This window comes from Streptomyces prasinopilosus, assembly GCF_001419695.1.
Taxonomy (GTDB): Bacteria; Actinomycetota; Actinomycetes; order Streptomycetales; family Streptomycetaceae; genus Streptomyces; species Streptomyces prasinopilosus.
In genome coordinates, this window is the sequence record NZ_LIRG01000034.1 from 1 (window position 1) to 15,976 (window position 15,976).

Below are 15,976 nucleotides of genomic sequence, written 5' to 3' on the forward strand. Positions count from 1 at the left end.
GCGGGCGCCGAGGATCGAGGCCTTGGTCTGGAGGAGGTCCTGGGTGGTCTCGACGATCAGCGCGTCGGCGCCGCCCGCGAGCAGTCCCTCGGCGTTGGCCTGGTAGCCGTCGCGGATCGTGCCGTAGCCGATGTGGCCGAGGGTCGGCAGCTTGGTGCCGGGGCCGATCGAGCCGAGCACCCAGCGGGTGCGGCCGTCCCGGGCGGCGTGCTCGTCGGCGACCTCGCGGGCGATGCGGGCGCCGGCCTCGGAGAGTTCGTGCACCCGGTCGGCGATGTCGTACTCGGAGGCGGCGCTGTGGTTGGCGCCGAAGGTGTTGGTCTCGACGCAGTCGACGCCCGCGTCGAAGTACTCCGAGTGGACCGAACGGACGATGTCCGGGCGTGTCAGGTTCAGGATCTCGTTGCAGCCCTCGAGGTTCTCGAAGTCCTCGAGGGTGGGGTCCTGCGCCTGGAGCATGGTGCCCATCGCTCCGTCGGCGACCACCACGCGGGTGGCGAGGGCCTCTCGGAGCGCGGACACGCGGGTCCGGCTGTCGGGGGAAGGGGTCAGCGGCAACGAGGCCATGGAAGGGGCTCCCTCACGTGCGACGGCTGTCGGCTTTGCGGCTGCCCGGAACGCTCCCCGGTGGAGCTTCCCGGACAGGGCACGCCGTCAGACTAGCCCGGTATCGCTCCCCGGTGTCCGGCCCGTCCACAAGCCGGACCATGATGGCCGGGTCCCGACGTCCGCGTACGGGTGACGTGCCGGACGGCACCGCGGTTCTCGGCCGATGACGGCGGAACGTTGGCGAGAGGTCGGCATCGAGCGGTAGTGTTCGGCATTGCCGAACAGAGGTGGCGTCGCGGGGCGGCGGTCGAAGGGGACGGAGGCAGCACGGCGATGACACGGAACATCCAGTCGCTCGAACGGGCGGCGGCGATGCTGCGCCTGCTGGCGGGCGGCGAGCGGCGGCTCGGCCTGTCGGACATCGCCTCGTCGCTGGACCTGGCCAAGGGGACGGCCCACGGCATCCTGCGCACCCTCCAGCAGGTGGGCTTCGTGGAGCAGGACGAGGCCTCCGGGCGCTACCAGCTGGGCGCGGAGCTGCTGCGCCTGGGGACCACCTACCTCGACGTGCACGAGCTGCGGGCCCGCGCCCTGGTGTGGACGGACGACCTGGCCCGCTCCAGCGGGGAGAGCGTCTACCTGGGGGTGCTGCACCAGCGGGGCGTGCTGATCGTGCACCACGTGTTCCGGCCCGACGACAGCCGTCAGGTCCTGGAGGTGGGGGCCATGCAGCCGCTGCACTCCACGGCCCTGGGCAAGGTGCTGGCGGCCTACGACCCGGTGGCCCACAGCGAGGCCCTGGAGGCCGACCGCACGGCGTTCACCGACCGCACGGTGTGCGACGCGGACGCCTTCGAGCGGATCCTCGACGTCACCCGCGCGCGCGGGTACGCGGCGGACGTCGAGGAGACCTGGGAGGGCGTGGCCTCGATCGCGGCCCCCGTCCACGACCGGCGGCGCATGCCGGTCGGCGCGGTCGGCGTCACGGGCGCGGTGGAGCGGCTGCGGCAGGACGGCGAGCTGCGCCCCGAGCTGATCGCGGCGGTCCGGGACTGCGCCCGCGCGGTGTCGCGGGACCTGGGCGCCCGGCGCTTCTGACCAGGGTCCGGACCCGCCGGCGGGGCGCGTGTGGACCGCGGGCGGTTCCCGGCCGGGTGACGGCCGGCGCCCGCGCGACGGACACCCCGCACCCGCACCCGCACCCCCCTCCCGGCCGGGACGCCGCACGGCGCTCCGGCCGTCGTCGCGCTCCGCGGCGGAGGGCCGGACGCGCCCCCGCGGGCCCGTTCCGAAGATCGACATCTCGGGGCAACCGATAACGATCGCGCTTTCGACGACCAAACCCTTGACGCGCAGGTGAGGGCGGGGAAAGACTCCCGTCCATCGGTCGGCATTGTCGAACACTTGACGGCAATACGCGTTAGGGTGTGGCAAGGGCCGGCACCGCTCTCTCCACGGAGAGCGCCAATCCCCGGTGGGACCCGGGGGTCGGCTTCCCTGGACGAAGGACAAAGGAGTCGCGGGTGTCCAGCTCCGACATCTTCATCGGCGAGACCATAGGTACCGCCATACTCATCCTGCTCGGCGGCGGTGTGTGCGCCGCCGTGACCCTGAAGGCCTCCAAGGCCCGAGGCGCCGGCTGGCTCGCCATCGCCCTCGGGTGGGGCTTCGCCGTCATGACGGCGGTGTACATCTCCGCTCCGCTGTCCGGAGCCCACCTCAACCCGGCCGTGACCGTGGGGCTCGCGATCAAGGACGGCGACTGGAGCAACGTTCCGGTCTACTTCGCCGGAGAGTTCCTGGGCGCGATGATCGGCGCGGCGCTGGTCTGGGTGGCCTACTACGGCCAGTTCCGGGCGCACCTCACCGACGAGGAGGTCGTCGGCGACCTGAGCGCGCGGGCCGCCGACACCAAGGCGGTCGAGGCCCGGGAGAAGGGCGCCGGCCCGGTGCTCGGCGTCTTCTCCACCGGCCCGGAGATCCGCAACCCGGCCCAGAACCTCGCCACGGAGATCGTCGGCACCTTCGTGCTGATCATCGCCGTGCTCACCCAGGGCCTGAACGACGCCGGCAACGGCCTCGGCGCGCTGGGCGGCCTGATCACCGCCCTCGTGGTCGTCTCCATCGGCCTCTCCCTCGGCGGGCCGACCGGCTACGCGATCAACCCCGCCCGCGACCTCGGCCCGCGCATCGTGCACGCCCTCCTGCCGCTGCCCAACAAGGGCGGTTCCGACTGGACCTACGCGTGGGTCCCGGTGGTCGGTCCGCTGATCGGCAGTGCCCTCGCGGCGGGCGTCTACAACCTCGCCTTCGCCTGAGGACGACCCCGCTGCCGGGGAACCCCGAGTCTTGTAGAAGCGCCGTACGTACAGCCCCGTAACCAAGGAACCTCCAGGAGCACACAGTGACCGACGACCACTCCGCCGGCATCGCCTCCCACGGCCACGGTCCGTTCATCGCCGCCATCGACCAGGGCACGACCTCGTCGCGCTGCATCGTCTTCGACCGCGACGGCCGCATCGTCGCCGTCGACCAGAAGGAACACGAGCAGATCTTCCCCAAGCCGGGCTGGGTCGAACACGACGCCGCCGAGATCTGGACCAACGTCCAGGAGGTCGTCGCCGGAGCCGTCGAGAAGGCCGGCATCACCCGGGACGACATCAAGGCCATCGGGATCACCAACCAGCGCGAGACCACCGTGCTGTGGGACAGGCACACCGGGGAGCCGGTCCACAACGCCATCGTCTGGCAGGACACCCGCACCGACGCCCTGTGCCGCGAGCTCGGCCGCAACGTGGGGCAGGACCGTTTCCGCCGCGAGACGGGCCTCCCCCTCGCCTCCTACTTCGCCGGGCCCAAGGCCCGCTGGCTGCTCGACAACGTCGAAGGGCTCAAGGAGCGCGCCGAGGCGGGCGACATCCTCTTCGGCACCATGGACACATGGGTCATCTGGAACCTGACCGGCGGCGCGGAGGGCGGCAAGCACGTCACCGACGTCACCAACGCCTCCCGCACCATGCTGATGAACCTGCACACCATGCGGTGGGACGAGAGAATCGCCGAGTCCATCGGCGTCCCGACGGCGATGCTGCCCGAGATCCGCTCCTCCGCCGAGGTCTACGGCGAGATCAAGGGCGGCGCCCTGGGCGACCTGCTGGGCGGCATCCCGGTCGCCTCCGCGCTCGGCGACCAGCAGGCGGCCCTTTTCGGCCAGACCTGTTTCGCCGAGGGCGAGACCAAGTCGACGTACGGCACCGGCACCTTCATGGTGATGAACACCGGCGACAAGATCATCAACTCCTACAGCGGGCTGCTGACCACCGTCGGCTACCAGATCGGCGACCAGAAGCCGGTCTACGCCCTCGAGGGCTCCATCGCCGTCACCGGTGCGCTGGTGCAGTGGATGCGCGACCAGATGGGCCTGGTCTCCACCGCCGCCGAGATCGAGACCCTCGCGCTCTCGGTCGAGGACAACGGCGGCGCCTACTTCGTGCCGGCCTTCTCCGGCCTGTTCGCCCCGTACTGGCGTTCCGACGCCCGCGGTGTGATCGCCGGCCTGACCCGGTACGTCACCAAGGCGCACCTCGCGCGCGCCGTCCTGGAGGCCACTGCCTGGCAGACGCGGGAGATCGCCGACGCCATGACGAAGGATTCCGGCGTCGAACTGGCCGCCCTCAAGGTCGACGGCGGCATGACCTCCAACAACCTGCTGATGCAGACGCTCTCGGACTTCCTGGACGCGCCCGTGGTGCGCCCCATGGTCGCCGAGACCACCTGCCTCGGTGCCGCCTACGCCGCCGGCCTGGCCGTGGGCTTCTGGAACAGCACGGACGACCTGCGCGCCAACTGGCGCCGGGCCGCCGAGTGGACCCCCCGCATGGACGCGGAGGTCCGCGACCGTGAGTACAAGAGCTGGCTCAAGGCCGTCGAGCGGACCATGGGCTGGCTCGAGGACGAAGACTGACGAGGAGCACGACCCGCCATGACCACTCAGCCCACCCTGCAGTCCGTGCCTGCCCTGGGGACGCACCCGGCTTCCAGCTCGAACCCGAGCCGGGCCGAGACCAGGGAGCAGCTCTCCAAGGCGTCGTACGACCTTCTCGTGATCGGCGGCGGCATCCTGGGCATCTCCACCGCCTGGCACGCCGCGCAGTCCGGCCTCAGGGTGGCTCTGGTCGACGCCGGCGACTTCGCCGGCGCCACCTCCTCCGCCTCCTCCAAGCTGCTCCACGGCGGTCTGCGCTACCTGCAGACCGGCGCGGTGAAGCTGGTGGCGGAGAACCACTTCGAGCGCCGTGCGGTCTCCCGCCAGGTGGCCCCCCACCTGGCGAACCCGCTCACGTTCTACCTCCCCGTGTACAAGGGCGGGCCGCACGGCGCGGCGAAGCTCGGAGCGGGTGTCTTCGCGTACTCGGCCCTGTCGGCCTTCGGTGACGGGGTGGGCCACCTGCTCTCCCCCGCCAAGGCCGCGCGGGACGTGCCGGAGCTGCGCACGGACAACCTCAAGGCCGTGGCCGTGTACGGCGACGACCAGATGAACGACGCGCGGATGGCGCTGATGACGGTCCGCGCGGCGGCCGAGTCGGGCGCGGTGGTCCTCAACCACGCCGAGGTGACCGGTCTGCGGTTCACCCGGGGCCGGGTGACCGGTGCCGAGCTGCGCGACCGGCTGTCGGGCGACGAGTTCGGCATCGACGCCCGTCTGGTGCTGAACGCGACCGGGCCCTGGGTGGATCACCTGCGCCGGATGGAGGACCCGAAGGCGGCGCCGTCCATCCGCCTGTCCAAGGGCGCGCACCTGGTCCTGAAGCGGACCGCCCCCTGGCGGGCCGCGCTGGCCACGCCGATCGACAAGTACCGCATCACCTTCGCCCTCCCCTGGGAGGACATGCTGCTGCTCGGCACGACCGACGAGGAGTTCGAGGGCGATCCGGCGGACGTCGCGGTCACCGAGAGGGACACCGCCCAGATACTCGACGAGGCCGCGTTCTCCATCCGCGACCAGCAGCTGGACCGCGATCTGATCACGTATTCCTTCGCCGGCCTGCGGGTGCTGCCGGGCGGTCCCGGGGACACCGCGAAGGCCAAGCGCGAGACGGTCGTCAGCGAGGGCCGCGGCGGGATGCTCTCCGTCGCGGGCGGCAAGTGGACCACCTTCCGCCACATCGGCCGCACGGTGATGCGCAAGCTCCAGGAACTGCCCGGCCACCCGCTGGGCGACGACTTCGAGCCCGTCGGCTCGCTGCCGAGCAAGCTGCCGCTGCCGGGCGTCGCCAACCCGCGCGCGGTCGCCCACCGCCTGCTGGTGGACAACCCCGCGCCCGGCCCGCGCATGGCGGCGGACACCGCCCGGCACCTGGCCACCCACTACGGTTCGCTGGCCTTCGACATCGCCCGGCTGGCCAACGACGATCCGGCGCTGGCCCGGCGCGTCCACCCGGACGCACCGGAGATCTGGGCGCAGGTCGTCTGGGCCCGGGACCACGAGTGGGCCGAGACGGCGGACGACGTGCTGCGCCGCCGTACGACGCTGACGATCCGGGGACTGGCCACGGACGAGGTGCGCGCACAGGTCCAGGACCTGCTCGACGGGAAGTGACCGCGCGCTCGCCGGGCCCGCCCGCACGGGAGCGGTCCTCCCTGCGGTACGGGGGCGGTGGCGCGAAGGGGCGGCTCCCCACCGGCTCCGCGGGCCGGTGGGGAGCCGCCCCTTCCGGCTGAGGGGCCGTCACCCGCCTCCCCGCGGGAGGCGGGGCGCGCACCGTGCCGGAGCACCGGGTGGCGCCGCGGGCTTCCGCCGGGACGGCACGCGGCCCCGGAGCGCCCCGCCGTGCGCCGGGTGCCGGGGCCGGCCGCGGCTGCCGCCGGGGCCGTGCCGCCCGGCGCGCGGGAACCGGACGCACCGGGTCCCGGACCGCCGGCGGGGGACGGGGGCCCGCCGCCCGTGCGGCGAGCGGGCCGCGCTCCCGGACGGCTCCGGTCGGCGCGGGGTGTTTCCCGGCTCCCGCCGGGGCAGTGTTGGGGCATTCCCCCTGCGAGGGTGCTGCGGACGCTCCCCCGGCACGCCGTAAGGTTGGGGCGTACGTGAGGGTACGTCGGAAGGAGGCACTGGGTGATCGAGCTCGAGGGGGTTCCCGAGCTGATCGACCCGGTCATGGTGGCCGCGTTCGAGGGCTGGAACGATGCCGGCGACGCCGCCTCCACCGCGGTCGCGCATCTGGACAGGGAGTGGAAGGGCGAGGTGTTCGCGGCGCTGGACGCCGAGGACTACTACGACTTCCAGGTCAACCGGCCCACGGTGTTCATGGACGGCGGCGTGCGGAAGATCACGTGGCCCACGACGCGGTTGTCGGTGGTCCGGGTCGGGGGCGACAAGCCGCGCGACCTGGTACTGGTCCGCGGGATCGAACCGTCCATGCGCTGGCGTTCGTTCTGCAACGAGCTGCTGGGCTTCGCCCACGAACTCGGGGTGGAGCTGGTGGTCGTCCTGGGCGCCCTGCTGGGCGACACCCCGCACACCCGTCCGGTCCCGATCAGCGGGACCACGTCCGATCCGGACCTGGCCCGCCGCATGGACCTGGAGGAGACCAAGTACGAGGGTCCCACGGGGATCGTGGGCATTCTCCAGGAGGCGTGCACGCACGCGGGCGTCCCGGCGGTGTCGCTGTGGGCGGCGGTCCCGCACTACGTGTCGCAGCCGCCGAACCCGAAGGCGACGCTCGCCCTCCTGAACCGGCTGGAGGACCTGATCGACGTGCGCATCCCGCTGGGCGAACTGGCCGAGGACGCGCGCGCGTGGCAGGTGGGCGTGGACCAGCTGGCCGCGGAGGACAGCGAGGTCGCCGAGTACGTCCAGTCGCTGGAGGAGGCCCGGGACACGGCCGAGCTGCCGGAGGCGTCGGGCGAGGCGATCGCCCGCGAGTTCGAGCGCTATCTGCGCCGCCGCGACGGCGGGTCCGGCCCGCCGCAGCCCGGCGGGCACGCCACGGCCGACGGCGGGGACGGCCCGTCGTTCCGGCGGGACGCCCCGGGCAGCCGGCCCCGCCCGCCGAAGCCGCCGAAACCGGACGCGGACGGCGAGGATTCCTCGGAGGACTAGCGGGTCCCCGAAGGGCCGGGAAGACCGGAGAACGTGCGGCGGTGGGGCGCCCCGTCGGTGGACGGGGCGCCCCACCGTGTCGCCTGCCGCCTACAGCGCCACGCCGAGCAGGGCGTCCACGGCCCGGGAGACGACCCCGGGCGCGCTCGCGTCCGTGCCCCCCTGCTGTTCCTGGGTCACGGCCCAGCGGTCGACGGCGGCCAGCGCCGCCGGAGCGTCCAGGTCGTTGGCCAGGGCTTCGCGGATCTCGTCCACCAGTGCCTCGGCGGACGGGCCGTCGGGGCGGGAGACGGCGGCCCGCCAGTGCCCGAGCCGCGTCACGGCGTCCTGGAGGACCCGGTCGGTCCATTCCCAGTCGGCGCGGTAGTGGTGGGCGAGCAGTGCCAGTCGGATCGCCGCCGGGTCCACGCCGTCGCGCCGCAGCCGGGACACGAAGACCAGGTTGCCCTTGGACTTGGACATCTTCTCGCCGTGCAGGGCGACCATCCCCGCGTGGACGTACGCCTTGGCCATGGGGAACTCGCCGGTGAGCACCTGGGCGTGCGAGGCGCCCATCTCGTGGTGCGGGAAGACCAGGTCGGAGCCGCCGCCCTGGACGTCGAAGCCCATGCCCAGGTGGTCGAGGGCGATGGCCACGCACTCGATGTGCCAGCCCGGACGGCCCCGGCCCAGCGACCCGCCGTCCCAGCTGGGCTCGCCCTCGCGGGCGGCCGACCAGAGCATCGGGTCGAGGGGGTTCTTCTTGCCCGGACGGTCCGGGTCGCCGCCGCGTTCGGCGGACAGCAGCCGCATGGCGGCCGCGTCGAGGTGCGAGACCTGCCCGAAGTGAGGGTCGGCCTCGACCGAGAAGTAGGTGTCGCCCTCGAGTTCGTACGCGGCACCGAGGTCGCGCAGCCGTTCGACGAGCGGGACGATGCCGGGGATCGCCTCCACGGCGCCTATGTACTGACGCGGCGGCAGCATCCGCAGGGCCGTCATGTCCTCCCGGAAGAGCTGGGTCTCCTGCTCGGCGAGGGCGGCCCAGTCGACGCCGTCCCGTTCGGCCCGCTCCAGCAGCGGGTCGTCGACGTCGGTGACGTTCTGGACGTAGTGAACCTGCCGCTTGGTGTCGAGCCACACGCGCTGCACGAGGTCGAACGCGTTGTACGTCGCCGCGTGTCCGATGTGGGTGGCGTCGTACGGGGTGATGCCGCAGACGTAGATACGGGCTACGGGGCCGGGGTCGAGTGTGATCGAACCTCCGGTCGCGGTGTCGTGAATCCTCAGGTCGCGTCCCTGACCGGGCAGGGCGGGGACCTCGGAAGCGGGCCAGGCATGCATGTCATGAGCGTAACCGGACCATGGTCCAGGAGACGAACCGGAGCGGGCCCGACGGCCGGGAAGACGCTCTTGCACGTCACCGCCGAACGTGCAGGTGACGCGCGGGCGGCGGCCGGACCGCCGGGCGGGGGCAGATCACCGGACGCGGATCGAAGCACCGGACGCACGCCGGACCGGCGGGCGCGCGCCGAACCGGCGGGCGGGGGCCGGACCGCCGGGCGCGGGGCCGACCCCGGGCGTCGGTCAGACCGGCGGCCAGGGGATCGCCGGCCAGTCCCCGCCGGGCTCGGGGTGGAGGCCGGAGGCGAGGAGGGAGGCCACCCGCGCGCGCGTGGCCTCGATCTCGGCGGGGGTGATCAGCGGGGCCAGTGAGGCGGCCAGCGGGCCGCCCTCGGCGAGGGCCTTCCCGAGCGCCTCGAGGACCTCGCGCGCCTCCCCGGTCAGGGGCTCCCCCGCCCAGCCCCACAGCAGGGTGCGCAGCTTGTCCTCGACGTGGAAGGTGACGCCGTGGTCGATGCCGTGGAGGCGGCCGTCCGGGGCGGGCAGGAGGTGCCCGCCCTTGCGGTCGGCATTGTTGATCACCGCGTCGAGCACGGCCAGCCGCCGCAGCCGCTCGTCGTCGGCGTGCACGAGCAGCGCGGTGCGTCCCCCGCCGACCTCGGCGAACCCGATCGCCTTCCAGCCGGGTCCGGGTTCCTCCCCGTCGACCAGGGCGAGGAGTTCGCTGTCCGGGGCGGTCTCGACCCACAGCTGGCACATGCCCTCGCCGTGCGGGCCGTCCCGCAGCACGGTGGGCGGCACCAGTCCCCAGCCGGTCGCCTCGGAGACCAGGTACGCCGCGACCTCGCGCCCGGCGAGCGTCCCGTCCGGGAAGTCCCACAGGGGGCGCTCCCCCGCGACGGGCTTGTAGATGCAGGCGGCTTCGCGGCCCTCGTGGGTCACGGTGCAGTACAGCGCCGCGTTCGACGCCTCACGGATGCGTCCGCGCACGGTCAGTTCGCCCTGGGCGAGCAGTACCGCGGCGGTGGGGTCTGCGGTGGTCACGCTCCGCGTCGGTATCCGTTCTGGCGCGGACACACGTGTCCTTCCGGGTCGAGGGGGAGGCTGCACAGCGGGCACGGCGGCCGGCCCGCGTTGACGACGTCGAGGGCGCGCTTGGCGAAGGCGCGGGCCTGGACGCCGGTGAGCCGGACCCTGAGCATCGGGGGCCCGTTCTCCTCGTCCTGGAGCATCCGCTCCTCCGCCTCGGCGAGGTCCTCCTCCGATTCGGCGTCCAGTTCGACGAGTGCCTGCGCCTCGACGATCATGCACTCCTCCTCGCCGTCCCAGGCGAGCGCCATGGTGCCGACGCGGAACTCCTCCTCCACGGGGGCGTCCAGCGGGGCGGTGTCGGCGATCTCGGCGGGTGCCACGGCGGGCACGGCGGCGCTGCCCCCGCTACGGCGCACGACCTCGTCGAGCAGTTCGTCCATGCGTTCGGCGAGTGCGGCGACCTGGGTCTTCTCCAGGGCCACGCTGGTCACCCGGGAGCCGGCTGAGGCCTGGAGGAAGAACGTACGGCGCCCTGGAAGCCCGACCGTACCGGCCACGAAACGTTCCGGTCGGTCGTAGAGGAACACCTGACGGGACACGTCCTGACTCCATCGAGAGTGGTGGGTACCTGTATCCACGGCGCTGCCGCGTCGGCTTCACCCTACTGCGGCCGACGATCACGGTGCGCCCGCGCCGCCCCCCACCGGTGCCTCGTCGGAGGGTGTCTCCTCGCGCGGTGCCAGGGCGGCGAAGTCGCCGGTGTCGCCGAGCCGCACCAGGAAGGGGCGCAGCCGCGTGTACCGGATCGCGGTGACGGAACACGGTTCGACGGAGATCCGCTGGAAGAGGTCCAGGTGGAGTCCGAGTGCCTCGGCGACGAGGGACTTGATGATGTCCCCGTGCGAACACATGAGGTAGACCGCGTCAGCGCCGTGATCACGCTCCACGCGCGCGTTCCACTCGCGCACCGCCTCGGCGGCGCGCGTCTGCATCGCGCGCATGGACTCCCCGCCGGGGAAGGCGGCGGCCGACGGATGGGCCTGGACGACCTCCATGAGGGGCTCGTCCTTCAGCTCGGCGAGCTTGCGGCCCGTCCAGTCGCCGTAGTCGCACTCCCCGATGCGGTCGTCGGTGCGGGCGGTGAGGCCGGGCCGGGCGTCCAGGAGCGGCCGGATCGTCTCCTGACAGCGCTGGAGGGGGCTGGAGACGACCTCGGAGAGGGGCAGGGCGGCGAGCCGTCCGGGCAGGGCGGCGGCCTGCGCGGCCCCGCGTTCGTCGAGGGCGACGCCGGGCGTCCGGCCGGCGAGCAGTCCCTCGGTGTTGGCGGTGGATCGTCCGTGCCGGACCAGGAGCAGCGTGGGCATGCGGCCCAGGGTAGGCGCACGCACGGGGGTACGGCCCGGCGCGTCGCACCGCGCGCGGTCCGCCGCGCCGCCGGATGTGTCGTCCGGCCGGTGCGGGGAAGGTGCGCTGCATGATCGTCGACTGTGCCGTGTACCGGGAGGGACGCCGGACGGAGGGGCCCCGTGACTTCTCCGACGCGCTGGAGCAGGCGCGGGCGTCGGGGGGTTTCGTCTGGATCGGGCTGCACGAGCCGACGGCGGACGAGTTCGACCTGGTCACGCAGGAGTTCGGGCTGCATCCGCTGGCGGTCGAGGACGCCCTGAAGGCACACCAGCGGCCCAAGCTGGAGGTGTACGACGACTCGCTGTTCATGGTCCTCAAGCCGGTCGCCTACGAGCCGGACAGCGACACCGTGTCCACCGGCGAGATCATGATCTTCCTGGGGGACGCGTTCGTGGTGACTGTCCGGCACGGCGGGGGCTCCCCGCTGAACGCCGTGCGGAACCGTCTGGAGCACGAACCGGACCTGCTGGGCAAGGGGGCGACGTCGGTGGTGTACGCGATCGCCGACGCCGCCGTCGACCACTACCTCCACGTGGCGACCGAGCTGCAGACCGACCTGGAGGAACTGGAGACGGATGTCTTCAGCCCGGACGGGGGCGGGACGCAGCACACGGCGTCCCGGATCTACACCTTCAAGCGGCAGATCCTGGAGTTCCGCCGGGCGACCGGGCCGCTGACGCAGCCGATGGCACGGCTCACCGGGGCGGACACGTCCGGTGCGCCGGTGCCCTTCGTGTCCAAGAAGGCACGGCCCTTCTTCCGCGACGTGCACGACCACCTCATGCGCGTGAACGAGTCCGTGGAGAACCTGGACCGGCTGGTCTCGGACATCCTCTCGGCCCACCTGGCCCAGGTGAGCGTCCAGCAGAACGACGACATGCGGAAGATCTCCGCATGGGCCGCCATGGCCGTGGTGCCCACGATGGTCGCGGGCATCTACGGCATGAACTTCGAGCACATGCCGGAACTGCGCTGGGAATGGTCCTATCCGATGGTGATCCTGCTGATGGTCGTGCTGGAGGTGCTGCTGTACCGGATGTTCAGGCGGCGCGGCTGGATGTAGCGGGCGGCGGGCCGGAGGGGCGGCCCGCGAGCCGGTCGCCCCCGGCGCCCCGGCCCCCGCGGTGCCGTCCGTGGCTCAGGTGAACTCGGGGGCCGTGCTCGCCGGGCCGCCCAGGGCGTCGCGGCGGTCCGGCATCCTCAGCGAGACCATGCGGCGCCAGCCGCCGAGGCGCTCGTAGACGTACGCCGCGTGGATGCCGGCCGCCAGGAGTGCCGCCCTGGCTCCGGACCAGCCGAGGATGCGGCCCATCCGCTCCATCACCGCGAGGCTGACGTCCCGGTGGACGCGGATCTCGGCGAGCGCGCTCGCGCGCAGGGCGCGCCGGACGGCGCGGCCGTGTCCGGCGCGGGCGAGGCGCAGGAGCTCCTCGTGGCAGTAGGCGAGGTGGTTGTCCTCGTCGTCGGAGATCATCCTGACCGCGCGGCCCAGTTCGGGGTGGCCGGAGAAGTGCTTGCGGAGCAGTCCCATCTGCTCGGAGGCGCGCTGTTCGGTGACCCGGCTGTGGGCGAGGTAGGTGACGACGTCCTCGACGGTGAGCGGTTCGTCGCGCCTGAGCCGGTCGTGCGCCAGGCCGATGCCGCCGCGCTCGAGGAGCATCGTGTAGTCGGTCTCGGGCGGGACGGGGACGGGCCGCACACCGCGCTTCCTCATCAGTGCGTCGAAGATGCGGCCGTGCTTGTCCTCGTCGGCTCCGTGCCGGGCGATCCTGGGAGCGAGCGCGCGCTGCGACTCGGGGACCAGGGCGGCGATCCGGGCGTTCTCCCAGCCGCCCTGGGACTCGCCGCCGGAGGCGATGGAACAGAACAGCGCGAAGGAATCGTCGTGGTCGAGGATCTCCTGGAACAGGCTCCTGGCCGAAAGCATCATGGGCCCCTCTCCGCGAGGACTCCGCACGTCCGCGGTTGCGCGGTCCGAAGTGGTCCGCAGAGAAGGAGTCAAGTGCGGGGAGGGGCGCGCGGCAACAGGAAGGGCCGGCGACTGCGCCGAACGGGGGGCGGACGCGGGGCCGCCGGGGCGTAACCGCGGGGGCCGCCGCGCGTTGTGCGGGTGACGGCCGTGGCGGGGAGGACCCCCGAGCCCCCGCCACGGCCGCGGAACTCCCCGCGGGCCGCCCTCCTCGGGCGGCCCGCGGACGGCCCTATGCGAGGCCGGCGCGTTCCAGGGCCTCGGTGCCGGCGCGCAGCGACGCGAGCCGCTCGTCGAGGGTGAACCCGGCCGGGGCGAGGGTGAGGGTGGTGACCCCGGCGGCCGCGTAGGCCTTCATCCGGTCCGCGATGCGGTCCACGGAGCCGAGGAGCGTCGTGGAGTCGATCAGGTCGTGCGGTACGGCCGCGGCGGCGCCCTGCTTGTCACCGGACAGGTACTTGTCCTGGATCTCGGCGGCCTCCCGCTCGTAGCCCATGCGCCCGGCGAGCTGGTTGTAGAAGTTCTGCCTGCGGCTCCCCATGCCGCCGACGTACAGCGCGGTGTAGGGGCGGAAGGTGTCGGCGAGGGCCGTGACGTCCTTGTCGTCCCCGACGGCGAGGGGCACGGTGGGGCAGACGTCGAAGCCGTCGAGGGTCTTGCCCGCCTTCTCCCGGCCCGCCCTCAGGTGCCTGACGGCGGTGTCCTCCAGGTGTTCGGCGGAGGGGAAGATCAGCAGGGCGCCGTCGGCGATCTCACCGGTCTGCTCGAGGTTCTTCGGGCCGATCGCGGCGATGTAGAGGGGGATGTGCTCGCGCTGCGGGTGCACGGTGAGCTTGATGGGCTTGCCGGGGCCGCCGGGGAGGGGCAGCGTCCAGTGCTCGCCGTCGTGGGTGAGGCGCTCGCGCGTCATGGCCTTGCGGATGATCTCGACGTACTCGCGGGTCCGGGCGAGCGGCTTGTCGAACTTGACGCCGTACCAGCCCTCGGAGACCTGCGGGCCGGAGACGCCGAGGCCGAGGCGGAACCGGCCGCCGGAGAGGGAGTCGAGGGTGGCGGCCGTCATCGCGGTCATCGCGGGCTGGCGGGCCGGGATCTGGAAGATGGCCGAGCCCACGTCGATGCGTTCGGTCTGGGCGGCGACCCAGGTGAGCACGGTGGCGGCGTCGGAGCCGTAGGCCTCGGCCGCCCAGCAGACCGCGTACCCGAGGCGGTCGGCCTCCTGCGCCACGGCGAGGTTGTCCGCGTCCATTCCGGCACCCCAGTAGCCGAGGTTGATCCCGAGCTGCATGGCCGTCTCCCCTTACCGATCAGTAACGTCGTGTGTGCGCAGACCCTATACCGCGGGGGTGCCGCGGGGGTGCGGTGCCGCTCGCGGTCTTCGTGCCGGGCGGGCACCGGACGGGGCCGCTCCCCGCCCGGTGCCTGGGGAAATCCGTCGTCCGCGGGTACCCGCACCACCAGGTCCGGCCAGTAATCTCGGCGTTCATGGAGCAGAGGCATCTCGGCCGTACCGGCCTGCGCGTGTCCCGGATCGGCCTCGGAACCCTGACCTGGGGTCGGGACACCGACGAACACGACGCCGCGGACCTCTTGAGGACCTTCTGGGAGGCGGGCGGGAACCTCGTCGACACCGCCGACGTGTACGGCGACGGGGAGGCCGAGTACCTGCTCGGGCAGCTCATGGACGGGCTGGTGCCGCGCCGGGACCTCGTCATCTCGACCAAGGCCGGCAGCGTGGCGGACCCGGACCGCAGGGTCGACGGTTCGCGCGGTCATCTGCTCTCCGCGCTGGACGCCTCGCTCGCGCGCCTGGGCACCGACCACGTCGACGTGTGGCACCTCCACTCCTACGATCCCGCCACCCCGCTGGAGGAGACGCTCCAGGCCCTGGACATCGCCGTCGCCAGCGGGCGGGCCCGCTATGCCGGCGTGGCCGGTTTCTGCGGCTGGCAGCTGGCCAGGGCGGCGACCTGGCAGCTCGCCGCGCCCGGCTCGCGGGCCCGGCTCGCGAGTACCCAGATGGAGTACTCGCTGCTCCAGCGGGGCGTGGAGCGGGAGGTGCTGCCGGCCGCCCTCGACACCGGGGTGGGGCTGCTCCCCTCGTCCCCGCTCGGGCGGGGCGTGCTGACCGGCAAGTACCGGGGGGACGCCGTGCCGCCGGACTCGCGGCGCGCCTCCGGGCACATGGCGGCGTTCGTGGAGCCGTATCTGGACGACACGGCGAGCAGGATCGTGGACGCGGTGACGACGGCGGCGGACGGGCTCGCCGTGACCGCGCTCCAGGTGGCTCTCGCGTGGGTGCGGGACCGGCCGGGCGTGACCGCCCCCGTCGTCGGCGCGCGCAACGCGCAGCAGCTCACGGCGGCGTTGTCGGTGGAGGCCCTTACTCTTCCTGACGAGATCTGCCGGGCGCTCGACGACGTGTCGGCGCCCGTGCACCGTTATCCCGATCACGACTGGAGCACGCTGTGAGCACGGAGCCGCCCGAGGAGACCGCGGAGAACGCCGAGCCGGGGGCGCCGGGCGAGGCCGCGGACACCTCGGAGACGCCGGAGACCGCGTCCGGGGCCGCCCCGGACGCCGCCGCGGAGGCGGAGGGG

General features: G+C 73.0%; 14 protein-coding genes. 7 read left to right on the forward strand and 7 right to left on the reverse strand.

Annotated features, from left to right (window positions below):
• On the reverse strand, positions 1–567 hold a 567-nt coding region (locus tag AOK18_RS02135), incomplete at its 3' end, for a homocysteine S-methyltransferase family protein (protein WP_206281490.1).
• A 315-nt stretch (positions 568–882) separates the two neighbouring features.
• On the opposite strand from AOK18_RS02135, the gene AOK18_RS02140 reads away from it, so the two are divergent.
• From AOK18_RS02140 to AOK18_RS02160, 5 genes are all read left to right on the forward strand, one after another.
• Positions 883–1,647 carry an IclR family transcriptional regulator gene (locus AOK18_RS02140; protein ID WP_055693139.1) on the forward strand — a complete coding sequence of 255 codons (765 nt, stop codon included), beginning with the start codon at positions 883–885 and terminating at the stop codon, positions 1,645–1,647.
• Between the two features lie 425 nt (positions 1,648–2,072).
• Entirely contained in the window at positions 2,073–2,867 is a 795-nt protein-coding gene (locus tag AOK18_RS02145) for an MIP/aquaporin family protein (RefSeq protein WP_055693140.1), read from the forward strand.
• 110 nt (positions 2,868–2,977) lie between these two features.
• Positions 2,978–4,513: a glycerol kinase GlpK gene (gene glpK / locus AOK18_RS02150; RefSeq protein WP_095533916.1), complete on the forward strand. Its 1,536-nt coding sequence runs from the start codon at positions 2,978–2,980 to the stop codon at positions 4,511–4,513.
• Positions 4,514–4,531: 18 nt separating this feature from the next.
• Positions 4,532–6,148 carry a glycerol-3-phosphate dehydrogenase/oxidase gene (locus tag AOK18_RS02155; RefSeq protein ID WP_055571184.1) on the forward strand — a complete coding sequence of 539 codons (1,617 nt, stop codon included), beginning with the start codon at positions 4,532–4,534 and terminating at the stop codon, positions 6,146–6,148.
• A 513-nt stretch (positions 6,149–6,661) separates the two neighbouring features.
• Entirely contained in the window at positions 6,662–7,648 is a 987-nt protein-coding gene (locus AOK18_RS02160) for a PAC2 family protein (protein WP_055571183.1), read from the forward strand.
• Between the two features lie 90 nt (positions 7,649–7,738).
• On the opposite strand, the gene mshC is transcribed toward AOK18_RS02160, so the two are convergent.
• The 4 genes from mshC to AOK18_RS02180 all read right to left on the reverse strand — a co-directional run bounded on the left by mshC (position 7,739) and on the right by AOK18_RS02180 (position 11,364).
• Positions 7,739–8,968 (reverse strand): cysteine--1-D-myo-inosityl 2-amino-2-deoxy-alpha-D-glucopyranoside ligase, encoded by a 1,230-nt coding sequence (gene mshC, locus AOK18_RS02165; protein WP_055571182.1) that lies wholly within the window; start codon positions 8,966–8,968, stop codon positions 7,739–7,741.
• 243 nt (positions 8,969–9,211) lie between these two features.
• On the reverse strand, positions 9,212–10,012 hold the full coding sequence (locus AOK18_RS02170) for an SCO1664 family protein (RefSeq protein WP_055693141.1): 801 nt from the start codon (positions 10,010–10,012) through the stop codon (positions 9,212–9,214).
• The gene (locus AOK18_RS02175) at positions 10,009–10,599 is read right to left on the reverse strand and encodes a DUF3090 domain-containing protein (RefSeq protein WP_055571197.1); all 591 of its coding nucleotides are present in this window, start codon (positions 10,597–10,599) and stop codon (positions 10,009–10,011) included. The genes AOK18_RS02170 and AOK18_RS02175 overlap by 4 nt, the downstream gene beginning before the upstream one ends.
• 78 nt (positions 10,600–10,677) lie before the next feature.
• The gene (locus AOK18_RS02180) at positions 10,678–11,364 is read right to left on the reverse strand and encodes a histidine phosphatase family protein (protein WP_055571198.1); all 687 of its coding nucleotides are present in this window, start codon (positions 11,362–11,364) and stop codon (positions 10,678–10,680) included.
• A gap of 110 nt (positions 11,365–11,474) precedes the next feature.
• On the opposite strand from AOK18_RS02180, the gene corA reads away from it, so the two are divergent.
• Complete coding sequence (corA, locus tag AOK18_RS02185) at positions 11,475–12,470, forward strand: magnesium/cobalt transporter CorA (RefSeq protein WP_055571199.1); 996 nt, start codon at positions 11,475–11,477, stop codon at positions 12,468–12,470.
• 75 nt (positions 12,471–12,545) lie between these two features.
• Here corA and AOK18_RS02190 read toward each other — a convergent pair whose 3' ends face one another.
• Complete coding sequence (locus AOK18_RS02190; RefSeq protein WP_055693143.1) at positions 12,546–13,334, reverse strand: ferritin-like domain-containing protein; 789 nt, start codon at positions 13,332–13,334, stop codon at positions 12,546–12,548.
• Positions 13,335–13,608: 274 nt separating this feature from the next.
• On the reverse strand, positions 13,609–14,664 hold the full coding sequence (locus tag AOK18_RS02195) for an LLM class F420-dependent oxidoreductase (protein ID WP_055571200.1): 1,056 nt from the start codon (positions 14,662–14,664) through the stop codon (positions 13,609–13,611).
• Between the two features lie 197 nt (positions 14,665–14,861).
• Between AOK18_RS02195 and AOK18_RS02200 the strand changes: the two genes are divergently transcribed.
• Complete coding sequence (locus AOK18_RS02200; protein WP_055693142.1) at positions 14,862–15,848, forward strand: aldo/keto reductase; 987 nt, start codon at positions 14,862–14,864, stop codon at positions 15,846–15,848.
• The last annotated feature ends 128 nt before the right edge of the window (positions 15,849–15,976 follow it).